At 25.5% G+C, this 21,983-nt stretch carries 23 protein-coding genes; 13 read left to right on the top strand and 10 right to left on the bottom strand.

Annotated features, from left to right (window positions below):
* Window positions 1-36: 36 nt before the first annotated feature.
* Window positions 37-1,845, top strand: a complete 1,809-nt coding sequence (locus tag F754_RS0101720) for an Rne/Rng family ribonuclease (protein WP_023648191.1) — start codon at window positions 37-39, stop codon at window positions 1,843-1,845.
* Here F754_RS0101720 and F754_RS0101715 read toward each other — a convergent pair.
* Window positions 1,838-2,614: a thiazole synthase gene (locus F754_RS0101715; protein WP_023648190.1), complete on the bottom strand. Its 777-nt coding sequence runs from the start codon at window positions 2,612-2,614 to the stop codon at window positions 1,838-1,840. The genes F754_RS0101720 and F754_RS0101715 overlap by 8 nt on opposite strands.
* Window positions 2,615-2,833 (bottom strand): sulfur carrier protein ThiS, encoded by a 219-nt coding sequence (thiS, locus tag F754_RS0101710; RefSeq protein ID WP_027303419.1) that lies wholly within the window; start codon window positions 2,831-2,833, stop codon window positions 2,615-2,617. It abuts the gene before it with no gap.
* 16 nt (window positions 2,834-2,849) lie between these two features.
* Here thiS and aroQ point away from each other — a divergent pair, with 16 nt between their 5' ends.
* Genes aroQ through accC form a run of 3 tightly spaced genes read left to right on the top strand, consistent with a single transcriptional unit; the run spans window position 2,850 to window position 5,062 of the window.
* The gene (aroQ, locus tag F754_RS0101705; protein WP_023648188.1) at window positions 2,850-3,299 is read left to right on the top strand and encodes a type II 3-dehydroquinate dehydratase; all 450 of its coding nucleotides are present in this window, start codon (window positions 2,850-2,852) and stop codon (window positions 3,297-3,299) included.
* Window positions 3,286-3,720 (top strand): acetyl-CoA carboxylase biotin carboxyl carrier protein subunit, encoded by a 435-nt coding sequence (locus F754_RS0101700; protein ID WP_023648187.1) that lies wholly within the window; start codon window positions 3,286-3,288, stop codon window positions 3,718-3,720. Before aroQ ends, F754_RS0101700 begins: the two co-directional genes overlap by 14 nt.
* 4 nt (window positions 3,721-3,724) lie before the next feature.
* Window positions 3,725-5,062, top strand: coding sequence for an acetyl-CoA carboxylase biotin carboxylase subunit (gene accC, locus F754_RS0101695; protein WP_023648186.1), 1,338 nt, complete (start codon window positions 3,725-3,727; stop codon window positions 5,060-5,062).
* Here the strand turns inward: accC and F754_RS0101690 are convergent.
* Entirely contained in the window at window positions 5,059-5,466 is a 408-nt protein-coding gene (locus F754_RS0101690; protein WP_023648185.1) for a DUF2155 domain-containing protein, read from the bottom strand. The genes accC and F754_RS0101690 overlap by 4 nt on opposite strands.
* A complete protein-coding gene (locus F754_RS0101685) occupies window positions 5,429-5,788 on the bottom strand; it encodes an NADH-ubiquinone oxidoreductase subunit NDUFA12 family protein (protein WP_023648184.1) in 360 nt (119 codons plus the stop codon). Before F754_RS0101685 ends, F754_RS0101690 begins: the two co-directional genes overlap by 38 nt.
* 114 nt (window positions 5,789-5,902) lie before the next feature.
* Here F754_RS0101685 and F754_RS0101680 point away from each other — a divergent pair, with 114 nt between their 5' ends.
* Window positions 5,903-6,727, top strand: a complete 825-nt coding sequence (locus tag F754_RS0101680) for a ribonucleotide reductase (protein WP_023648183.1) — start codon at window positions 5,903-5,905, stop codon at window positions 6,725-6,727.
* Between the two features lie 2 nt (window positions 6,728-6,729).
* Here F754_RS0101680 and aspS read toward each other — a convergent pair whose 3' ends face one another.
* Genes aspS through F754_RS0101665 form a run of 3 tightly spaced genes read right to left on the bottom strand, consistent with a single transcriptional unit; the run spans window position 6,730 to window position 10,253 of the window.
* Window positions 6,730-8,514, bottom strand: coding sequence for an aspartate--tRNA ligase (gene aspS / locus F754_RS0101675; protein ID WP_023648182.1), 1,785 nt, complete (start codon window positions 8,512-8,514; stop codon window positions 6,730-6,732).
* On the bottom strand, window positions 8,515-9,177 hold the full coding sequence (locus tag F754_RS0101670) for a DNA replication protein (RefSeq protein ID WP_023648181.1): 663 nt from the start codon (window positions 9,175-9,177) through the stop codon (window positions 8,515-8,517). It lies immediately after the preceding gene.
* Window positions 9,174-10,253, bottom strand: a complete 1,080-nt coding sequence (locus F754_RS0101665; RefSeq protein ID WP_023648180.1) for a hypothetical protein — start codon at window positions 10,251-10,253, stop codon at window positions 9,174-9,176. Before F754_RS0101665 ends, F754_RS0101670 begins: the two co-directional genes overlap by 4 nt.
* Window positions 10,254-10,264: 11 nt before the next feature.
* Here F754_RS0101665 and F754_RS0101660 point away from each other — a divergent pair, with 11 nt between their 5' ends.
* Both F754_RS0101660 and purN read left to right on the top strand, forming a co-directional pair.
* Window positions 10,265-11,296, top strand: a complete 1,032-nt coding sequence (locus F754_RS0101660; protein ID WP_023648179.1) for a phosphoribosylformylglycinamidine cyclo-ligase — start codon at window positions 10,265-10,267, stop codon at window positions 11,294-11,296.
* Window positions 11,274-11,852: a phosphoribosylglycinamide formyltransferase gene (purN, locus tag F754_RS0101655; protein ID WP_023648178.1), complete on the top strand. Its 579-nt coding sequence runs from the start codon at window positions 11,274-11,276 to the stop codon at window positions 11,850-11,852. The genes F754_RS0101660 and purN overlap by 23 nt, the downstream gene beginning before the upstream one ends.
* Here purN and ndk read toward each other — a convergent pair.
* Both ndk and F754_RS0101645 read right to left on the bottom strand, forming a co-directional pair.
* Entirely contained in the window at window positions 11,842-12,252 is a 411-nt protein-coding gene (gene ndk, locus F754_RS0101650) for a nucleoside-diphosphate kinase (RefSeq protein WP_023648177.1), read from the bottom strand. The two genes, purN and ndk, sit on opposite strands and share 11 nt — an antisense overlap.
* Window positions 12,245-13,702 carry a leucyl aminopeptidase gene (locus F754_RS0101645; RefSeq protein ID WP_023648176.1) on the bottom strand — a complete coding sequence of 486 codons (1,458 nt, stop codon included), beginning with the start codon at window positions 13,700-13,702 and terminating at the stop codon, window positions 12,245-12,247. Before F754_RS0101645 ends, ndk begins: the two co-directional genes overlap by 8 nt.
* 61 nt (window positions 13,703-13,763) lie before the next feature.
* Between F754_RS0101645 and F754_RS0101640 the strand changes: the two genes are divergently transcribed.
* From F754_RS0101640 to rsmA, 6 genes are read left to right on the top strand one after another with little or no spacing between them, the layout of a single operon-like run.
* Entirely contained in the window at window positions 13,764-14,912 is a 1,149-nt protein-coding gene (locus F754_RS0101640; RefSeq protein WP_023648175.1) for an LptF/LptG family permease, read from the top strand.
* A gap of 1 nt (window position 14,913) precedes the next feature.
* The gene (locus F754_RS0101635) at window positions 14,914-15,987 is read left to right on the top strand and encodes an LptF/LptG family permease (protein WP_023648174.1); all 1,074 of its coding nucleotides are present in this window, start codon (window positions 14,914-14,916) and stop codon (window positions 15,985-15,987) included.
* Window positions 15,977-18,694, top strand: coding sequence for an organic solvent tolerance protein (locus F754_RS0101630; protein ID WP_023648173.1), 2,718 nt, complete (start codon window positions 15,977-15,979; stop codon window positions 18,692-18,694). Before F754_RS0101635 ends, F754_RS0101630 begins: the two co-directional genes overlap by 11 nt.
* Window positions 18,695-19,618 carry a peptidylprolyl isomerase gene (locus tag F754_RS0101625; protein ID WP_023648172.1) on the top strand — a complete coding sequence of 308 codons (924 nt, stop codon included), beginning with the start codon at window positions 18,695-18,697 and terminating at the stop codon, window positions 19,616-19,618.
* Window positions 19,608-20,573 carry a 4-hydroxythreonine-4-phosphate dehydrogenase PdxA gene (locus tag F754_RS0101620; RefSeq protein WP_023648171.1) on the top strand — a complete coding sequence of 322 codons (966 nt, stop codon included), beginning with the start codon at window positions 19,608-19,610 and terminating at the stop codon, window positions 20,571-20,573. Before F754_RS0101625 ends, F754_RS0101620 begins: the two co-directional genes overlap by 11 nt.
* Window positions 20,570-21,355 (top strand): 16S rRNA (adenine(1518)-N(6)/adenine(1519)-N(6))-dimethyltransferase RsmA, encoded by a 786-nt coding sequence (rsmA, locus tag F754_RS0101615; protein ID WP_023648170.1) that lies wholly within the window; start codon window positions 20,570-20,572, stop codon window positions 21,353-21,355. Before F754_RS0101620 ends, rsmA begins: the two co-directional genes overlap by 4 nt.
* Here rsmA and gmk read toward each other — a convergent pair.
* The gene (gene gmk, locus F754_RS0101610; RefSeq protein WP_023648169.1) at window positions 21,344-21,976 is read right to left on the bottom strand and encodes a guanylate kinase; all 633 of its coding nucleotides are present in this window, start codon (window positions 21,974-21,976) and stop codon (window positions 21,344-21,346) included. The two genes, rsmA and gmk, sit on opposite strands and share 12 nt — an antisense overlap.
* Window positions 21,977-21,983 lie beyond the last annotated feature (7 nt).

Genomic DNA, 21,983 nt, shown 5'->3' with positions numbered 1-21,983 from the left:
CAAAAAACATTAAATGAACCAATCAATCAAATTATTATGGAAAAAAATTTATATATCGATGCATCGCATCCTAATGAAACTAGAGTTGTTCTTAAATCAGATGACAATATTGAAGATTACGAATACGAAGGTTTAAAGAATAATTTAATAAAAAATAATATATATCTAGGTAAAGTAAGTAGAATAGAACCATCTCTTCAAGCAGCATTTATTGATTTTGGGCGTGAGCGTCATGGTTTTCTATCTTTTAATGATATTCAGTCTGATTATTATCAAATACCAAAAGCAGATTTAGATAGAATTAAAGAAGAAGAGGAAAAAGCTAGAGAAAAACTTTCTAAAGAAGTTGAAGCAAAAGAAGATGAGAATATTGCTGAAGGAAAACTTGAAATAGATGACCCTATTAATATTGAAAAAGAAACAATCGAGGAAAGTGAAAATGACTCTGAGGAAAAAGATAAAAAAAAAGAAATTAAGTTTAAATTTAAAAGATACAAAATACAGGAAGTTATAAAACCAAATCAAGTTATCTTAGTTCAAGTCATTAAAGATGAACGAGGACAAAAAGGTGCAGCACTTAGTACATTTATTTCGATTGCTGGAAAATATATTGTCTTGATGCCCAATACTCCAAAAGGAGGTGGAATATCTCGAAAAATATTTAATCCAGCAGATAGAAAAAAAATAAGAACTATTTTGAATGAAATTGAGATTCCAAAAGAGATGGGTTTAATTGTGAGAACTGCTGGAAGCAATAAAACTAAAAATGAAATTAATAATGATTTAGAAACTCTTATCAAAACTTGGGGACAAATTAAAGATACTGCTATCAATTCTATAGCACCATCATTAATTCATCAAGAAAGTGAGATTATAAAAAGAACTTTAAGAGATATGTTTGATGATACCACTCAAAACATAATAGTTGAAGGTAACGAGGGTTATAAAAAAGCACAAACTTTTATGAAAATGATAATGCCATCTAGTGTTAAGAGGGTAAAAAAATATAGAGGAAAAATTCCATTATTTATTGAAGAAAAAATTGAACAAAAATTAAATCAGATATTTGATTCTGAGATAAAACTAAAATCAGGAGGATATTTGGTAATAAATCCTACTGAGGCACTTGTTTCAATTGATATAAACTCTGGTAGTTCAATTAAGGGAAAAAATGTTGAAAGCACTGCATTAGATACAAATATTGAGGCAGCTGAAGAAATTGCAAGGCAAATAAAAATTAGAGATTTATCTGGTCTAATTATAATTGACTTTATTGATATGCTTAGTTATGGAAATAGAAGATTGGTTGAAAGAAAACTTAAAGAAAAATGTAGAGCTGATAGAGCTAGAATTCAAATAGGACGAATAAGTAATTTTGGTCTTCTTGAAATGTCCAGACAACGGTTGAGAGAAAGTGCAATAAAATGGAAAGTAACTCTCACAGATGAGTCATTTGCCCAAAAATTACTTAAAACAGTTGAGTTAAATGCAGTTATTAATAAAGCTAAATTTGTTGAGCTAAAGGTTTGTGAAAAAATCTCTGATTTTTTAAAAGAAAATTTTGTTGATGATTTAACTTATTTTGAAAAGAAAAATAAAATGACAATAGATATTATAAGTGATCCTACGCTTATTATTCCGGAGTATATTATAAACATTCAAAATAAATCAAAAAAAACAATTGAGCTAATCGAACATTATGAAAAACTAAAAAATTTAGAAATACAAATTAAAGAAGATAAAATTTTTGAAAATAAAGAGGTCAAAAAATTTCATAAAAAACCTTTTAAAAAGAAAGCTTATTTTAAAAAAAAGAAGTATATTAAAAAAACAGCAACTATTTAATAATTCCTGTTTTTGGAGAAGATGCATTTCCGTATAAATATTTATTAATACGTCCTGCTAAAAAAGATTGTCTACCAGCAATTACTGCATTCTTAAACGCGAGAGCCATATCAAATGGTTTTCTTGCTTTTGCAATCGCCGTGTTAACTAAAACACCATCACAACCTAACTCCATTGCAATTGTTGCATCTGATGCTTGACCTAAACCAGCATCAATAATTAAAGGTAATTTAGTTTGCTTTCTAATAATTTGAATATTTGTTTTATTTTGAATACCTAAACCAGAGCCAATAGGAGCTGCTAATGGCATTATTGCATCTGCTCCTGCGTTTTCCAATCTTTTTGCCATTAGTGGGTCGTCATTGCAATAAACCATAACCTTAAAACCCTCTTTAGCTAAAACCTCTGTTGATTTTAAAGTCTCAATCATATCAGGAAATAAATTTTGTTTATCACCTAAGACCTCTAATTTAACCAATTTCCATCCACCAATTTCCCTTGCTAATCTAAGTGTTCTCAATGCTTCCGCAGAAGTAAAACATCCCGCTGTATTTGGTAAATAAGTGATTTTTTTTGGATCAATATAATCCATAAGAAGTGGTTTTCTTTTATCAGTTATATTAACTCTTCTTACAGCAACAGTCACAATTTCTGCTCCAGAGAGTTTAATTGCTTTTGCACACTCAGGCAAATTTTTATATTTACCTGTACCTACGATTAATCGAGAATTAAATTTTTTGTTTGCTATAATTATTTTATCATTTTTCATTTAACCACCTCCAATAAAATGAACTATCTCAATTTTGTCATTTTTTTTTAGAACAATTTTGCTAATATTTTTTTTATCTATTATCTCTTGATTGAGTTCAATTGCTACTTTTTTTAGAGGAATCTTGAGATCTTTTACTAAATCTGAAATCTTATAATTTTCATTAACATGCTTAAATTTACCATTCACTTTAATTTCTATTTTTTTTATTTTTTTCATCGTATATAAGAGTTAAATGAATAATAAAATTATTATTATTAATGGTCCAAATCTTAATCTATTAGGTGAGAGAGAACAATCACAATATGGTTCAACTACTTTCGATCAATTAAAAGAAAATTGTTTAAAAGAGTCTAATAAAATTGGTATTGAATTAGAATTTGCTCAATCAAACATTGAGGGAGAGCTAGTTAATTTAATTCAGGATGCAAGAAAAAAATATGATGGAATTATAATAAATGCTGCAGGTTTTACCCATACATCAGTTGCAATTAGAGATGCTCTTGATTTATTTAAAAAGCCAATAATTGAACTACATATATCAAATATATATAAAAGAGAAGAATTTAGACATAAATCATTAATAAGTGATATCGCAACAGGGGGAATTTTTGGTTTAGGTGTAGAGGGTTATATTTTGGCCATAATTTCATTAGAGAAGATCTTAAAAAATGAAAATAGATAAAAGTATAATTAAAGAATTAAGCAACTATTTGGATGAGTTTAATCTTACGGAAATAGAAATTACTGAAAAAGATACTAAAATAAAAGTTTCAAAAAACAATGTATCTATCAACAATCAACCAGGTGCAATATCTTCAAATATTCCCTCTGGAAATGAAAATCACTCTGAAAAACTAATTGTAAAATCTGGTACTGAAATTACTTCACCAATTATTGGAACCGCTTATCATGCTCCAGAGCCTGGGGCAAAAAAATTTGTTGAAGTAGGTAAAAAAATTAAAAAAGGTGACACTATTATGATTGTTGAGGCAATGAAAACTATGAATCATGTGCCGTCAACTGCAGATGGTGTTGTAAAGGAAATTTGTGTTGAAGATGGTCACCCTGTCGAGTTTGGTCAAACTATTATTATTCTAGAGTAAACAAATGTTTAAAAAAATCTTAATTGCAAACCGTGGGGAAATTGCAGTTAGAATTATTAGAGCTTGTAAAGAATGGGGAATTCTAACTGTTGCTGTTCATTCTGATGTTGATAGAGAAAGTATGCATGTGAGAATGGCAGATGAAAGTGTGTGTATAGGATCTTATCAACCTGCAAATAGCTATTTGAATATTCCCAATTTAATGTCAGCAATAGAACTTACCAATGCTGACGCTGTACATCCTGGCTATGGATTTTTATCTGAAAATGCTAGTTTTGCAAAAATTCTTGAAGAAAATAAGATAAGTTTTATTGGTGCATCATCAAAACATATAAAAATGATGGGTGATAAAATTCAAGCAAAGAGAATTGCTAAGGAGAACGGTTTACCAGTAATTGAGGGTTCTGAAGGTGGTGTAACAAATATCGCTCAAGCTAAAGAGTTATGTAAAAAAATTGGATTTCCTGTCTTAATTAAAGCATCAGGTGGTGGTGGTGGAAAAGGTATGAAAATTGTTTACAAAGAAGAGGAATTTGAAACATTGTTTTCCACTGCAAAATCTGAGGCAAAAAAATACTTTGGCAATGATGAGGTTTATATTGAAAAGTTTTTTCAAAATCCAAGACATATAGAAGTTCAAATCTTAGCAGGTAAGAATAATGTTATTCACCTTCATGAAAGAGATTGCTCTGTTCAAAGAAGACATCAAAAATTAATTGAAGAAACACCAAGCCCAGTTCTCAATGATGAAATAAGAAAAGATTTATTTGAAAGAACAGTCAATATGGTAGCAAAAATTGGCTATATGGGAGCTGGAACTGTAGAATTTATTTATGAAGATGGAAAATTTTATTTTCTTGAAATGAATACACGAGTACAAGTTGAACATCCCGTAACAGAAATGGTAACTGGTATTGATATTATTAAGGAGCAAATTTGGATAGCTTTTTCTGGAGAAACAGCACTAAAACAAACCGATATAAAACCAAGAGGTCATGCAATTGAGTGTAGAATAAATGCAGAAGATGCAAGTAAAAATTTTCAACCATCACCTGGAACCATAGGTATGTGTCATCAACCATCTGGTTTTAGGACTAGAGTAGATGGAGCTATTTTTCAAGGATATAAAGTTACTCCTTATTATGATAGTATGGTTTGTAAATTAATTTGTCATGGAAGAAATAGAACTGAGGCTATTCAAAGAATGAATAGATCTTTAGATGAATTTGTTATAGAAGGAATTACAACAACAATTCCACTTCATAAAAAACTTCTGAGTCATAAAAAATTTATTAATTCTGATTTTAATGTAAGCTGGCTAGATAAAGACACTATTGTCTAATAGCATTTTATAAGCCAAACATCATATACTGGATGATCAAATGGAGTTATTGATGGGCTTGATGAAAACATCCACCCATTAAATACAAATACCTCATTATTATTTTCATCAGTAAGATCTTTGACTTGTATATAGGCAGTGATTTCAGGATTATCATCAAATTCTGAATTTTTACATTTTAAACTTTTTATAGAAAGATCTTTAAAAGTTGCTAACTCTCCATTTTTTAACCTTAACAAAGTATTTTTTGAACTTATTTTATCTAAGATTTTTAAGTCTGTAAAAGTACCATCTGTATTATCTTTTGATAATGAGAGATTTATTAAAAAAAAATAAATTAAAAAAATAAAAAGATAAAAGGAAAATTTATTGTTTCCAGCTAGAATATTTCTTTTTGATTCCATCTTTATCTTTATTGGGATAATAGGCCTTTTCAGTACCAGTTAAATTTGATTGATGAGGTTTTTGCCAATCATATTTTTCAAGTTCATGGGTTTTTTCTATTTTGTTAGGGGTGAAATGAATCCAAGAATACCACTCAACCGGTATTTTTGAGGCATCGATAGTATTTGCGTAAATAACCCATCTTTTTCCATTTTTACTTTCATAATATTTGTTACCAATATTATCACTACCAACTAATTTTCCAAAAAAAATTGTTTTTAATCTTGTGCCAAAAGTATCTTGATTCCACCAAGTGAAAATTTTTTTTAAAATTGTCAACATAAAATATTTTTTTTATTCAATTAAAAATTGTAAAATTTAAATTAGACTAAAATATGAATTTGTATATAAATATATTGTCTAACTCAAGATTCAATAAATTTATAAAGAGGAAAAATGGCAAAATATTTAGTTGAGACCTACTACACATGTACGTTTAAAGTTAATCATTACCTGGATGATATAAATGAAACAGAGTTAAAAAACCTTGAAAAAAGAGATGATGGAAAATTTGAGGTTTTAGATGTTAAACTTGATAATCGTAAAACTAAAAGTCTTGATCCTAATAATAATAAAGTTATTGAAAGTAAAAAGGTAGAAGTAGTAACTGAAGTAAACCAAACAAACTCTATAAATAAAGAAAATATTATTTCAAACTTTAATAAATCCTCTGAAAAAGGTGGTAAAAGATTTGGAATGCCTGATAGAAGGAAAGGTTATATCCAAAAAGCTACTATTGGAGACCATAAAGTTTACTTACATACTGGTGAATATGAAGATGGCAAAATAGGTGAGATTTTTATTGATACAAGTAAAGAAGGAGAATTAGTGAAAGCGCTAATGAATAACTTTGCTATCGCTGTATCTTTAGGGCTTCAATATGGAGTTCCACTTGACGAATATATAAGTGCATTCGTTGGTACTAAATTTGAACCATCTGGAAAAGTTCATGGTAATGACAGAATACTTAGCGCAAGTTCTATACTTGATTATATTTTTAGAGAATTAGCCATATCTTATCAAAATAGGGAGGATCTAGCTCACACACCTTCAATTGGTGGTAATGATCCTGCTTCAAGTGAGGATTCTCAATCTGAAGACCAAAACCAGTTATTAAAAATTGTAAAAGATATAACAAGCAAAGGTTTTGTAAGAAATAATTATAAAAAAAATTTAGTAGATCTTTCAGATGTTAAGATAAATTTAAAAGGTAAAAAGTAATCTTATTTTTTACCTTTTATTGCAATACTAAGTTCTTTTAATTGCTCTTCACTAACATCAGATGGAGCTTTCATCATCAAATCTTGTGCATTTTGGTTCATTGGAAACATAGTTACTTCTCTTATATTTTTTTCATTTGCAAGCAACATCACAATCCTATCAATCCCAGGTGCGATTCCTCCATGAGGTGGAGCGCCATAACTTAATGCATTGATCATTCCACTAAATTTTTCATCTACTTGTTTCTTGTCATAACCTGCTATTGAAAAAAGTTTGTACATAAGATCTGGTTTATGATTTCTTATTGCACCTGATGAAAGTTCAATACCATTACAAACAATATCGTATTGATAAGCTAATAAATCTAGAGGTTTTTCAAAATTTTCTTCGGTTAAATTCCCTTGTGGCATAGAAAATGGATTATGGCTAAATTCAATTTTATTAGTTGTTTCATTTTTCTCAAACATTGGATAATCAATAATCCAACAAAATGCAAAAATATTTTCATCAATCAAATCAAGATCTTTAGCTATTTTATCTCTAGCGAGTGAAGTGATTTTTTCTAAATCAATTTGTTTACCACAAGCCATGAAAATACTATCCCCTACTTCTGAGTTAGTTTGTTTCATTATTTCTTCCAAAGCTTCTTTAGAAAAAAACTTTCCAATTGGACCTTTTGCTGAAAGTTGATCTTCTTTTTCAAAAGTAAAATATGCTAATCCAGAAGCACCTTGTTCTTTAGCCCATTTATCAATATTATCAAAAAAGCTTCTAGGTTTATCTTTTGTATTTTTAGTTGAAATACATCTTACATTTAAACCGGATTTTACAAGTTTTTTAAATATTTCAAAAGATACATCTTCTCTTGTAAATATTTCTGTTATATCATTTATAAGTAGTGGGTTTCTTAAATCAGGCTTGTCACTTCCATAATTTAGCATTGCATCAGCATATGAAATTTTAGGAAATTTATCGTACATAAGTTTCTTGTTTGAAAATTTTTTAAAAGTATTAACCATTAAAGTTTCAACAACATTAAAAACATCCTCTTGTTCTACAAATGACATCTCTAGATCTAGTTGATAAAATTCTCCTGGACTTCTGTCAGCTCGAGCATCTTCATCTCTAAAACATGGCGCAATTTGAAAATATTTGTCAAATCCAGAGACCATTATTAATTGTTTAAATTGTTGAGGAGCTTGTGGTAAAGCATAAAATTTTCCAGGGTTAAGTCTACTTGGAACTAAGAAATCTCTTGCTCCCTCTGGACTTGAGGATGTTAAAATTGGTGTTTGAAATTCTAAAAATCCAAGTTTAGTCATTTCATTCCTGATATATGAAATCACTTTAGATCTTAAGATTATATTTTCGTGAATTTTTTTTCTTCTTAAATCTAAAAATCTATATTTTAATCTTATTTCCTCAGCATACTCTTGATCACTAAAAACTGGCATTGGCAATTCTTTGCAAGTCCCTAATATTTCAAATTCATTTATAACAACTTCAATTTCACCAGTTACAATATCTTTGTTAACTGTTTCATCAGAGCGGCTAACAACTTTCCCACTTACTTTTATAACAGTTTCAAGTTGAGTTTTTTCTAAATTTAAAAAATTTTTATTTTCTTTATCAATAATACACTGGGTAATTCCATAATTATCTCGTAGATCAATAAACAAAAGGTTTCCATGATCTCTTTTTTTATTTATCCATCCAGATATTGAAATATCTTTGTTTAAATCATCTTTTCTTAATTCATTACAATTATGTGTTCTATACTTATTCAATTATTCTCCTAAGGCTTCTTTTATAATCTTAAAATCGATTGGTTTTTTTCGTTTTAAACTAATTTTGTCGATTTTATATATGAAATCAAAAATTTTTCCATACGATCTATCAATTCTTTTAATAATAAAATCTACTAATTTCTTATCTATAGATATTTGACGATCAGATAGGTTTTTTAATATAAGTGCAAACATCAAATCATCTCCTGGTTTTTCTATATTACATAACAAAAAATTTTTAGATCTTGAATTTAAGTCGTTTAACTTAAAGCGGTAATTAACAATCGGATCTTTAGAGGTTAAGATTATATGTTTATTATCCTGATCAATAATATTTAATAGAGTGAAGAATAAATTTTCGTCAATTTTATCATCCATATTTTCAATGATTATATTTTCAAAGACCTTAATTTTTTTTAAAAATTCATTATTAATTTCGTTAGCTTCAATCTTAATTCCTTTAAACTTTTCCAAAAAAATATTTATTAAATGAGTTTTACCTGAAAACTTTTCACCAATTAAATTTATGAAATTTTTCTCCCACTTGGGCCAGCTATTTAATAGTTTAAATGCAAACTCATTACTTTTTGAAACATAAAAATCTTGATCTTTAAAATTTTGATCATAATCAAAATTAAGTATAAGTTGATTCAAATCATTCATTTAACTGACCAAATTTTATTTTGAATATTAAATTCATAATTTCTACTTTTCATAAACTTAAGAAAATTATCCGGTGATCCATTAAAAATTATTTTATAAAAAGTATCTTTACTATTAAATTTATAAATATAATAATTATATACAAGATCTGCATTATCTAATATTTCTTCAAATTTTGAAATTTCTGAGTTGTTATTATTATTGATTGAAATATTTAAAGATATCTTTACCGATGTATTAATTTCATTTTTACTCTTCCAATAATTTTCATAAATACTTTTTAAACTTTCGACTAATTTATCTGCTTCTTTATAGTTATCTATATTGATATTTTGAAAACTAATATTTTTAAGATCCTCTTCTTGATTAAAGTTTATTTTATTTAAAACTTTAATAGTATTATTTTCTTTATAGATGATTGATATGATATATTCATCGAGATTATATTTTTTGATAATTTCACTAAAATTATAACTTTCCAATATTTTTGAATATCTTTTAATTAAATTAAAATCATCTAGATCTTGAGTAGGTAAAATATATCTTAATAAATGATATTTTTGATTATTAGAATTCCAATTATTATAAATATAGTTTTCAGAAAAAATTGAAATTTCGTCTTTATTTTTATCTACTATAATTGGTAAAAAAAATATTTTTTTTTCAACGGGAAGAGATGGAAAAATATTTTTTTTCTCCATAAATTTTAATATTTTCTTTTTATTAAATGACACATTTAAAGACAAATAATAAACCTCATCAATAAATTTTTCCTCTTGAATAGAAAAAGTTTCGATCATACTTTTGATTGCACCAAGTGGTGTTTTACCGAGTTTTTTCTGATCCTGAGTTTGTAATATAGATAAAACCAACCTATTAAATCCCTGCGCAAAACCCTCGTCAATTATCTTATTTTTGTTAAAATTAATCTCAAAAGGAGTGGATATTTCTATATCATTGATTGAAAAAGTCTTTGCGTAAATATTTTCTGTGGAAAAAAAAATATTTAACAAAGCCACAAAGCAAAAATGAATATATAATCTTTTACAATTTAAAAGTTTAATATTAAATCTCATAAAACATATTAATGAATAATAAATTAATAACCTATAAAAAAAGTGGCGTTAACATAAATGCTGCTGATAAATTTGTTAATTTCATTTCATCTGTTTCAACAAAAAAAAGGGGCAAAAAAAAGTTTTCAAATATTGGTGGTTTTGGATCTATATCTGACATTCCAAGTCAAATTAAACAACCTAAAATTGTTGCCTGTACTGATGGCGTTGGCACTAAAGTAGAAATTGCAAACACGCTTAAAAAATATGATACTATTGGCATTGATTTAGTTGCAATGAGCGTAAATGACTTAATTGTCCAGGGTGCTAAACCTTTACTATTTCTTGATTACATATCTATAAATAAAATTGATTTAAAAAAGTTAAAATCAATCATTAAAGGTATTGTAAAAGGCTGTAAGCTATCTCAATGTGAATTAGTTGGTGGTGAAACAGCAGAAATGCCTGGCACATATGAAAAAGGCAAATTCGATATTGCAGGTTTTGCAGTTGGGATTGTTAGTAAAGATAAAATTTTAAGTAAAAATAAAATTAAAAATAATGATTTAATTTTGGCTATTCCTTCAAGTGGTTTACATTCAAATGGGTATTCTTTAGTTCGTTATCTTCTTAAGCAAAAAAAAATAAATATCAAAAAAAATAAATTTTTAAAAAAAGAATTAATCAAGCCAACTAAAATTTATGTGAATGAAGTTTTAAAATTAATAGATAAAAATTTAATTAATGGATGTGCTAATATTACTGGAGGTGGTTTGGCTGATAATATTAAAAGAATAATTCCAAATAATTTTTCAGCAGAAATAAATTTGAAAAAAATAAAAACATTTAAAATTTTCAAATGGCTACATAAAAATGGTTTATCTGATAAAGAAATGCTTAAAACTTTCAATTGTGGTGTTGGCTTTTGTTTAATAATTAATCCAAAAAAATTGGATAAGATTAAAAGTCATTTTACTAATAATTTTAAACCTTATGTTATAGGAAAAATTACTAAAAATTTTAAAGATAAAGTTAAATTAAATGGCTCTGTCAACTGGATCTAATAAAATTAAAACGGCAATTTTTATTTCTGGAACAGGTAGTAATTTAAGATCTCTCATCAAATTTTCTAAACTTAAAAAATCGCCAATAATCATTAAGATGATTGTTTCAAATAATTCTAAAGCAAAAGGTTTACAATATGCAAAAATTTACAAAATCAAAAAAAAGATATTTGATTTTAAAAACGCTTTATCTGAAAAAAAAGTTATCAATGAATTAAAAAAAAATAATATTGATTTAATTTGTCTTGCTGGTTTTATGAAAATTTTATCTAAGAATTTTATTAATAATTTTAAAGGTAAAATTTTAAATATTCACCCTTCTCTTCTTCCAAAATATAAGGGATTAAATACTCACGAAAAAGCAATCAAAAACAAAGATAAATATTCTGGATGTACTGTTCACTTTGTTAATTCTAAACTAGATTCTGGTAAAATTATTAATCAAAAGAAAGTAAGAATTAAAAAGTTTGATACACCTAAAAGTTTAGCAAAAAGAATTTTAATTCAAGAACATAAGCTCTACCCAGCAGCTATTATAAAGATGATTAGTCTTTAAAGAAGAAGTCTATTTCAATTTTTGCATTTTCGACGCTATCTGATCCATGTACAGAATTTTTATCAATAGAAATTCCATATTTTTTTCTTATAGTTCCTTCTTCAGCATCATTTGGGTTAGTAGCGCCCATTAACTCTCTATTGCCTAATACTGCATTTTCTTTTTCAAGTATCATAACTACAATTGGTCCAGACGACAGATATGCACAAAGCTCATTGTAAAATGGTTTTGTCTCATGGACCTTATAAAATTTTTCAGCCTCCGATTTTTCAATTTGAATTTTTTTTTCTTTTACGATTGAAAATCCTTTATTTTTGAACATTTCTTTTATTTCAGTATCTAAGTTTCTCTCTACGGCATCTGGCTTAATAATTGATAATGTTTGTTCTGTATTACTCATAATCATCCTCTACTAGTTTATTTAATAATCTTACACCATAACCAGTTGCACCACCTGAATTTAATGCTCCTCCATATTTTGAAAAAGCCATACCAGCTATATCTAGGTGTGCCCAAGGTGTTTTGTTTAAAACAAATCTCTGTAAAAATTGAGCTGCTGTAGTTGATCCTGCTCCACCAACATAATTAATATTTTGCATATCTGCATTCTTAGAGTTAATTAACTTATCAAAATTTTTGTGTAGTGGCATTCTCCACAATTTTTCATCAACTTTATCTCCAGCTTTTATTAATTGATTTGATAGTTTGTCATCGTTTGAAAAAAGACCTGCATATTCTGATCCAAGTGAAACTATAATTGCGCCGGTAAGGGTTGCTAAATCAACCATAAATCTAGGCTTGAATTTTTTTTCTGTAAAGGTAAGAGCATCAGCTAAAACTAATCTACCTTCTGCATCTGTATTTAATATTTCAATTGTTTTGCCACTATATGATTTAACAATATCGCCTGGTCTTTGAGCATTCCCACCTGGCATATTTTCTACAAGTCCCACAACACCTACAGCATTAATTTTTGCTTTTCTTACAGCTAAGTTTTTCATTAAACCAACTACTGTAGCAGAGCCTGCCATATCATAAGTCATATCCTCCATAAATTTAGCAGGTTTTAGTGAAATACCTCCTGTATCAAAACAAACACCTTTGCCAACAAAAGCCAAAGGTTTGGAATTATTTTTAATACCATTCCATTCCATTGTTACGAGATAAGATCCTCTAATACTTCCCTGACCAACACCAAGTAGAGCGTTCATACCAAGTTTTTTTAATTTTCTTTCATCGTAAATGTTGATTTTTAATCCAAACTTTTTAAGTCCGTTTATTCTTTTAGCATATTCATCAGGATGTAAAATATTTCCTGGTTCAGAAACAAGATCTCTTGCAAAAAAAGTTCCTTCTTCTAATGCTTTAAATCTTAATTGGTCATGTGCAGATATTTTATTTTTATTTCCAATAACATCTACAGAAACAAGTTTTTTATTTTTTTTTGATTTATAAATATTAAATTCATAAGATTTTAATTTTATTCCATGTAAAAAATACCCAACAAAATTTCTTATCTTACTAGTTACAGTATCTGAATTTACAACATAATCATTTTTTTTATCATAATTTATATAACTATGAAATTTTGCACCTAAATTCTCTATATCTGAAGTTTTAATGTCTTTCTTAATTGATGCTAAATATATTGTTTTTTTTGAGTTAATTTCAAAAACAAGCAAATCTCTTTTTAAATCACTATTCTTTAATAAGTCCGAAATGTATGAAAATTCAAAATTTGAAATATGTTTTTTTAATCCACTAATATTGAATTTTTCATCAACAAATAGGACAAGATTTGACGAATTTTTTTTTGGACTACTACTTTTATAATTAATTTGAACAGTCATAAATTTTAAATACACTCAATATGAGATGAATGGTATATATGAATAAAAATACTATATTTCAATGAAAAAGATACTATACAGAAAATTCTTATTGGACTGTCTATTATTCTTTTTAATTTCAATTATAAGCACAGGTGTAATTATATGGGTTTTTCAAGCTGTTAATTATCTCGACATAATAATTGAAGATGGTCGCACATATAGCATTTATCTATATTATTCTCTTTTAAATTTTCCTAAAATAATAAGTAAAATTTTACCTTTTGCCTTTTTTTTCAGTTTTTCTTATGTAATTGCAAAATATGAACTGAACAATGAGCTCCTAATTTATTGGAATTTTGGAATAAATAAGTTTTCTTTTATTAATTTTTTTTTTATTTTTTCAGTATTTGTTTTTTTTATTCAAATTGTTTTAACATCATTTGTTGTGCCTTATTCTCAAAATATCGCTCGATCATTAATAAGAACATCTGATTATGATTTTGTGAGTAATTTTATTAAAACGAAAAAATTTAATTCTACTATCAATAACCTTACAATTTTTACTGAGAGCAAGGATATTGAGGGAAATTTTAGAAATATATATATTAAAAAAGATACTGATAGAGATAGTTTTCAAATTATATTTGCTAAAAAAGGTATTTTAATTGAAAATCAAAATAATCCTGTATTAGAGCTTTATGAAGGTGAAAACACAAGTTTTTATAATAATCGAATTACAAGTTTTAGTTTTTCAAAATCAGAATTTAATCTTTCATCATTTTCAACTGACACAATTTTAGTAAAAAAGACTCAAGAACATAAATCAAATGAACTTTTAGAATGCATAATAGTTTTAACAGATAAAAATTTTAAAAATGATGTTCAAATAAAAAATAAAGTTAGAAACTGTGAATTTAGAAATTTAGATAATATTTTAGCTGAATTATACAAAAGATTAATAATACCCTTATACCTGCCTGCCTTAATGTTAATATCTTTATTTTTAATTATCCACTCTAAAGAAAAAATTAATTATACCAGATATAGATTGATTGTTTTTTTAATTGGTTTTTTTTTAATAATATTTTCAGAGTCAACATTAAAATTTGTCAATAAATCATTCTACAATAATCTATTTATAGGTCTTATTCCCATTATTATAATTTTATTTTTATACATTTATATAATTTCAAAACTTAACTTCAAAAAAGCACTAAAGAAAATCTAAGATGAAAACATATATCAAATTTTTAACAAATATTTTTTTAAAATCTTTTTTTTATATTATATTAATAATAATTAGTTTGGTTTTTATAATTAATTTTTTAGCTGAACTGGAATTCTTTAAAAATATAGACACACATATTTTTTTAACAATGTATTTGGCTTTAATTAATTCTCCATCAATGGTTTTTGAAATTTTTCCTTTTATTTTACTATTATCGACACAATTATTTTATATAAAATTATTTACTAATAACGAAATTCAAATTTTTAAATATTCTGGTTTGAAAAATTCGAAAATACTAATAATTATAAACTCAATTTCATTTCTACTAGGATTAATAATAATTAGTTTTTACTATAATATTTCCTCAAGTTTAAAAAATAATTACTTAGAATTAAAATCAAATTATACCAAAGATGGAAAATACCTTGCGGTCATTAATAAAAATGGTCTTTGGATAAGAGATAGGATTGATGATAAAATATTAATTATTAATTCATCTAAAATTGATAATAACTATCTACTTAATAATTTTATAACTGAATTTGATAAAGACTATAAAGTAATTAGAAACATAAAAAGTGAAAAAATTGATATTAAAAGTTATGATTGGCAAATTTTTTCTCCTGAAATTTTTGTTCAAAATATAAAAGAGAAAAAAGATGAGATAAAAATTAAATCAAATTTTGATTACAGAAGAATTCAAAGTCTATTTTCTAATCTTTCATCACTATCACTTTTAAAATTAATAGAATTGAAAAAAAACTATGTTCAAATTAATTATTCTACAATAGAAATAAACATTCAAATTCAAAAGATATTATCTTACCCAATTTATTTAGTTTTAATGACAATGTTTTCAGCTGTTATAATGTTAAATACCAAAAAATTTAAAAACAATACCTTAAAAATATCAGTAGGGTTATTTTTTTGTGTAATTATTTATTATTTGAACAATATATTTAATGTACTCGGCAAAACAGAAAAAATAAATTATATTTTATCTGTTTGGTCACCATTATTAATATTAGCTTTTATAATATTTTTAATTACTAATAGAGTTAATGATAAATAAATTTAAATACTTATTTTTTTTTATAGTTTTATTTTCTATAAATCCTTCGTTTTCGATAGCAAATGATGTGTTTGAATTTAATGTCACTAATATAGAGATAAAAGAGAATGGAAACATTTTCAAAGGCACTAATGGAGGCGAAGCTTTTACTAATGATGTTTTTATTAAAGCAAAAAATTTTGAATATAATAAAAAATTAAATCTATTGGTCTCAGATGGAGATGTAAAATTACAAGATAAGAAAAAAAATATAATCATAATTGCTGATAAAATTTCTTACTCAAAAGCTAAAGAAATAATCACTGCGTATGGTAATGCAAAAATTCAAGATATAGATAGGAAGATAACTATACGTTCAGATCAAATTGAATTTAAAAAGAATGATGAAATAATTAGTGCGTATGGTGATGCAAAAATTAAAGATATAGATAGGAAGATGACTATACGTTCAGATCAGATTGAATTTAGAAAAAATGATCAAATTATTACAGCAATCACAAACGTTAATTTAATAGATGGAATAAATAAGATAAAAATTGATTCAGATAAAATTACATATTTAATGAATGAAGAAAAAATATTTACACAAGGAAAAACATTTGCAGAAATTCAACCTACTTACAAATTTTTTTCTGAAGATGTAGTATTTTTAAAAGATGAAATGAAATTATCATCTAACAAAAAAACTATTATTACAAATAATAAATTTTCTTTATATGAGCTTGGAAGTTTTGTTTACCAAATTGAAGAAGAATTCTTGAAAGGAACTGATATAACAATTACTTCGAATACAAATGTCCCTCCTGGTGAGAGTGATAAAATGTTTTTTGAAAGTGGTTTTTTTGATTTAAAAAAAGAAAATTTTCAAACAGCAACAACAATAATAAAACTTAAAAAAAATACTTTTAAAAGATCAGATAATGATCCTAGAATTTATGGTGCGTCAACATCTAAAAAAGGAAAGATTACTTCTATAAAGAAAGCTGTTTTTACTAGTTGTAAGAAAACAGATAAATGCCCCCCTTGGCAATTACAAGCCTCTGAAATTAAACATGATAAAAATAAACAACAACTGATTTATAATGATACAATTTTAAAAATTTATGATGTTCCAGTCTTTTATTTTCCAAAGTTTTTTCATCCAGATCCTACAGTAAAAAGACAGTCTGGTTTTTTATCTCCAAAATTTGGTAATTCAAATACTTTAGGCTCTTCATTAAGTGTTCCTTACTTTTATGCTATCTCAGACAATAAAGATTTAACTTTTAGTCCTACATTTTTTTCAAAAGAAACAAAAATTTTTCAAAGTGAATATAGACAAAAAAATCAAAACTCATCATTTATTGGAGATTATGGATTTACCAACAGTTACAAACCATCAGACTCATCAAAAAAGAAAAATGTTAATCACTTGTTTGCTAAATTTGAAAAAAATCTCAAGCTAAATAATTTTTTCACCAGTAATTTTAATATTTTCATAGAAAAAACATCTAATGACTCTTATTTAAAAATTTTCAATGATAATTTAGCAAAAAGCCCGATAAAACCTGAAAATACAGATAGCTTACATTCGGGTCTAAACCTATTTGTAGAAAATGAAAAATTTTCTTTGCTTGGTGGTACCGATATTTTTGAAGATCTGTCATTAAATCAAAATGATCGATATCAGTTTGTGTTGCCTTATTATAATTATTCTAAATTTTTAAATCCAACAAATTATGGAACTTTTGAATTCGACTCGCAAGGTGATAATATTTTGGAAAATACAAATGTTTTAAAATCAAAAATCGTAAATAATTTCAACTTTAAATCAAATGATAAAATAATTAATGGATTGGGACTTAGTAATAATTTTAATATTTTTTTTAAAAACCTTAATTCATTAGGAAAAAATACAACCGAGTATAAATCTAGTGGACAAAGTGAACTACAATCATTACTTGAAATTAACTCTGAACTACCTCTTTTGAAAATATCAGAAAGATACAACGAAACTTTAATGCCAAAAATATCAATAAGATTTAATCCAGGTGAAATGAAAAATCATTCAGCTGATGAAAGAACAATTAATGTATCAAACATTTTTGATACAAATAGACTTGGTATAAATGATAGTTTGGAAGCAGGAAATTCTGTTACACTAGGTATTCAATACGAAAAAAATAATAAAGTTAATAACGACAATTACTTAAAAATTTCACTTGCGTCAGCTTTTAGAGATGTAGAAGAAGACAATATTTCAAAGCAGACAAGTTTAAATCAAAAAAGTTCCAATGTATTTGGATCTATAGATTTTGGTTTATCAAAGGCTATAAATCTTGACTATAAATTTGCAATTGACAATAATATTCAAGAATTTGAATATAATTCATTTGGAGTAAATTTATCTCTTAACAATTTTGTAACAACATTTAATTTTGTTGAAGATAATGCATCTTTAAATAATGCTAATTATTTTGAAACCTCAAGTAAATTTGATTTTGATGAATCAAATTCTATTTCTTTTAAAACTAGAAGAAATAGAGAAATTAGTCTTACAGAGTACTACGATTTAGTTTATGAATATAACAATGATTGTATGACCGCGGGTATTAAATATAATAAAACTTATTATGATGATGGAGATTTTAAACCTACAGAAAACATAATGTTTACTATAAGTTTGTTTCCACTAACAACAATCCAACAATCAACAAAAACTGAATAAATGCGTAATTATTTAATTTCATATTGTATTTTTTTAATTTTTTTTTTTTTAAGTTCAGCTTCATCAATTGAAAATAGGATAATATTAAAAATTGATAATTCAATTATAACTAATGTAGATGTGATAAACGAAGCTAAATATCTTCAAGCTTTAAATCCAAACTTACAAGATCTAGCAAAAGATAAAATACTTGAGATTGCAAAAAACTCTTTAATAAGAGAAAAAATTAAAGAAATTGAAATATCAAAAGCAAGTTCATCAAGTATAAATTCTGAGTATTTAGAGAGTGTAATTAAATCTATTTATATGAGTATTGGATTTAAAAATAAAAAAGAGTTTATCAAGCACATAAAAAAATTTGATATTAACATGCAAATAATTGAAAAAAAGCTATCAAATGAAACACTTTGGAATCAATTAATATATAATAAATTTTTTTCAAAAATAAAGATAGATAAAGAAAAAATTAAAAAAGATATTAATTCTATTAATAAAAAGTCTAAATCTTATTCATTAAATGAGATTGTTTACTCTACTGAGAATAATGATGAAACAAAAAAATTGTTTGAAAAAATAAAAGAAAGTATTGCAAAAAATGGATTTGAAAATACTGCAGCTATTTACAGTATTTCAGAAACTTCAAAAACTGGTGGAAATCTAGGATGGGTTAGTGAAAATTCTATTAATAAAAATATTTTAAGTAATATTTCAAAAATTAAAATCGGAGAGTTCACAAATCCAATATTAATCCCAGGTGGATTTTTAATTCTAAAAGTAAAAGATATAAAAGAAATTGAAAAAAAAATTAATATGGAAAAAGAGTTTAATTTAAGAATAGCATCTATGCAAAATCAACAACTTAATCAATACTCAAACATATATTATAAAAAAATTAAAAAAGATATTTTAATTGATGAAAAATAAGCCGATAATAATTATTAATGGTGAGCCAAATAGTATTTTTTTAGAAATTTTTTTTAAAACAATAAAATATAATAAGTTTAAAAGTCCCTTAATTTTAATTTCATCATTAAAAATTTTAAAACTTCAAATGAAAAAATTAAAGTTTAAAAATAATATAAATTTAATTGAATATAAAGATTTAAAAAAAAATATAATTGATAATAAATCAATAAATTTGATCAATGTTGAATATAAACAGAAAAAAGTTTTTGAAAAAATATCAAGTAAATCTAATTCTTTTATAAAAAATTCATTTGATATTGCTTTAGATATCTTAAAAGAAGATATCAGTAATAAGTTTATAAATGGTCCAATTTCAAAAAAATCATTTTTGAATAAAAATTACTTAGGTATTACAGAATATTTAACAAAAAAAACTAATTCAAAAAAAACAGCTATGTTAATCTATAATAAGAATTTATCTGTATGTCCTTTAACAACGCATCTTCCTTTAAAAATGGTTGCAAAAAAAATTTCTAAAGATTTAATTTATGAAAAAGTTTCTTTAATTAATAATTTTTATAAAAAAAACAGAAGACTAAAACCTAAAATTGCAATATTGGGTCTTAATCCTCACTGTGAAAGTGTTCATAAATTTAATGAAGATGAAAAAATTTTAAAACCAGCAATTAAAAATCTATTTAATCAAGGATACAAAATATATGGTCCTTTTTCAGCTGATACTTTCTTTTTAAAGGATAATAGAAAAAAATTTGATGTAGTTATTGGCATGTATCATGACCAAGTTCTAACGCCTTTTAAAACTATATTTGAATATAATGCAATTAATATAACTTTAGGCCTTCCATTTATTAGAGTTTCTCCAGATCACGGCCCCAATGAAAAAATGATGGGTAAAAATATTTCTAATCCACAAAGCTTAATTGAAGCAATTAATTTTTTGGATAAAAATTGATAAAAGCCAAAAAAAGCCTTGGTCAAAATTTTTTAATAGATAGAAATATTTTAAAAATAATTTCAGAAGTTACTTCAATTAAAGATAAGATTGTTTTAGAAATTGGCCCAGGAACTGGAAATTTAACATCATTCATTTTAAAAAAAAAACCCAAACAATTTATTGTTATTGAAAAAGATAATGATCTAGCATCAAATATTGCTGAAATATTTAAAGACCAACTAAAAATTATTAATGAGGATGTTTTAAATATAGATGAAAATTCTTTATCTACTGAAAAAATTACTGTTTTTGGAAACTTGCCATACAATATATCTACTGAAATATTAAGTAGATGGATTATTAATCTTAAAAATGATTTTTGGTTTGACCGCTTAGTACTTATGTTTCAAAAAGAAGTTGCAGATAGGATAATAGCTAATTTTAATAGTTCTTATTATGGTAGATTGACAATTTTAAGTAACTGGAAGTTAAACATAGAAAAAATTTGTGATATTAAACCAGATTCTTTTTCTCCAAAACCTAAAATTGATAGTTCTTTATTGGTTTTTTCTCCCAAAGAAAATTTTTTCAGAATAAATGATCCCAAAAACTTAGAAAAAATCACTAGAGTTTTTTTTAATCATCGAAGAAAAATGATAAAAAAACCTTACAATCAATTATTTAATGGAAATCAAAAAGTACTGGAAAAATTGAAAATTAATTTAAATTTAAGACCGCAAAATTTAAATTTTGAAACATACTATAAATTGACAAACGAATTTGAAAATCTAGGAGATTAGTTTATTAACATGGCTTCTTATATACTCTGCGTCATAATCCTTAGATCCATTGTTTATTTCTGCGTCAATCAAATTCTCAATTTTAGAAAAACATTTTTCTAAATTGTCGTTAATGACTACATAATCATAATTAATCCAGTGCAAGACATCTCTGTCAAATTGCTTCATTCTTTCTTCTGCAATTAACTTATCTTTCATATCTCTATTTGAAAGTCTTTCAAACAAAACTTCTCTACTTGGTGGTAAAATAAAAAAAGTTATCAATTTATAATCTAATTTTTTATTTTTTATCTGGTCAGCTCCTTGCCAATCGATATCAAATAATATATTTTTCCCCTTGTTTAATTTATCAATAACAGGTGTTCTTGTTGTTCCGTAAAAATTACTAAAAACTTTTGCGTATTCGAGAAATTCTTGATTATTTATTAGTCTTTTAAAGACATCCTCTTTAACAAAATAATAATCTTTATTGTTTGTCTCGCTTGGTCTTGGTTGACGAGTTGTATGTGAAATAGATATCTCATAGTTGTCCATTTTAGACAACATTTTTACTAATGTGGTTTTACCCGCTCCAGATGGAGAGGATAAAACAATCATTACCCCATCATTTACTGAGGGCATCTGAATT

Source organism: Candidatus Pelagibacter ubique HTCC8051 (assembly GCF_000472605.1).
In the GTDB taxonomy this organism is placed as follows: Bacteria; Pseudomonadota; Alphaproteobacteria; order Pelagibacterales; family Pelagibacteraceae; genus Pelagibacter; species Pelagibacter communis_B.
Note: the sequence above shows the minus strand (reverse complement) of the source record. Positions and strands in the feature narration are given on the sequence as shown.